The organism is Streptomyces sp. BE303 (assembly GCF_036290945.1).
Classification (GTDB): Bacteria; Actinomycetota; Actinomycetes; order Streptomycetales; family Streptomycetaceae; genus Kitasatospora.
The window spans coordinates 1-1,350 of record NZ_JAQYWZ010000695.1; the positions used below are offsets into that span (position 1 = coordinate 1).

The 1,350-nt window shown below is 75.9% G+C and carries 1 protein-coding gene; it reads left to right on the forward strand.

Features of this window, described 5'->3' with window-relative positions; genetic code table 11:
* Positions 1 to 1,350: polyketide synthase dehydratase domain-containing protein (locus PUR56_RS16650; protein WP_329949507.1), on the forward strand; the 1,350-nt coding region annotated here is incomplete at both ends.

Consider the following 1,350-nt stretch of genomic DNA (forward strand, 5'->3'; position numbering starts at 1 on the left):
CGCCGCCCTGCGCCGCGACCGCGACGAGGCCACCACGCTGCTCACCGCCGTCGCCGAATTGTTCGTCCACGGGCAGCCCGTCACCTGGCGGGTCCTCTTCGACGGCACCGGCGCCCGCCCGACCGACCTGCCCACCTACCCGTTCCAGCGCCGGCGGTACTGGCTGGAGACCGCCGCCGGGACCGGCGACGTCACCTCGGTCGGTCTCTACGCGTCCGACCACCCGCTGCTCGGCGCCGCGATGCTGCTCGCCGACGGCGACGGCGCCCTGCTCACCGGCCGGCTGGCCGCGGGGACTCCCGGCTGGCTCGCCGACCACCAGGTGTTCGGCTCCGTGCTCGTCCCGGGGACCGCCCTGCTGGACCTCGTCCTCGCCGCCGGACGACGGGTGGGCGCGAACGGTGTCGACGAGCTGATCCTGCGTGAGCCCCTGGTGATCCCGCCGCAGGGCGGCGTCCGGTTGCAGGTCCGGGTCGGGCCCGCCGCCGACGCGGACCGCCGCACGGTCACCGTCTACAGCCAGCCCGAGGACGGCGACGCCGAGACCTGGACCACCCACGCCGAGGGCACGCTCGCCCCGGCCGCCGGGGTCGACGCCGACCTCAGCCTGGTCGCCTGGCCCCCGAGCGGTGCCGACGAGATCGCGATCGACGGGCTGTACGAGGCGTTCGCCGACGCGGGTCTGTCCTACGGCCCGGCGTTCCGGGGTCTGCGCCGGGCCTGGCGGGCCGGCGGGACGGTGTTCGCGGAGGTTGCGGTCGACCAGCCGACCGACGGGTACGGCATGCACCCGGCGCTGTTCGATGCGGCGCTGCACGCGATCGGCGCGGGGGAACTGCTGCCGGACGGGGAGGTGCGGCTGCCGTTCGCCTTCACCGGTGTGCGGATCACCGGAACGGCTTCCCGGGAGCTGCGCGTCCGCCTCTCCCGAGGGGACGGCACCGACGAGGTGCGCCTCCTGCTCGCGGACGGGACCGGGATCCCGGTCGCCGAGGTGGACGCGCTCCGGCTCCGGCCCGTGACGGCCGGTCAGCTGGCGCGTGGTGCGGCGGACCGTGTGTTGTTCGGGCTGGACTGGGTGGTCCAGGAGGTGTCCGCGTCGGACGCGGCCACGGCCGTGATGGCGCTGGGCGATCCGCTGCCGGCCCCGGCCCCCGTGCTGATCGTGGATGCGACGGCGGCGGGTGCGGCCCGGGAGCGGGCGGCCCGGTTGCTGGTGCTGCTCCAGTCGTGGCTGGCCGACGCGGCGTGGTCCGAATCGCGCCTGGTGGTGCGGACGTTCGGTGCGGAAGGCGCGGAGATCACCGACGCCGATGGCGCCGCGTTGTGGGGTCTGGTGCGGTCGGCGCA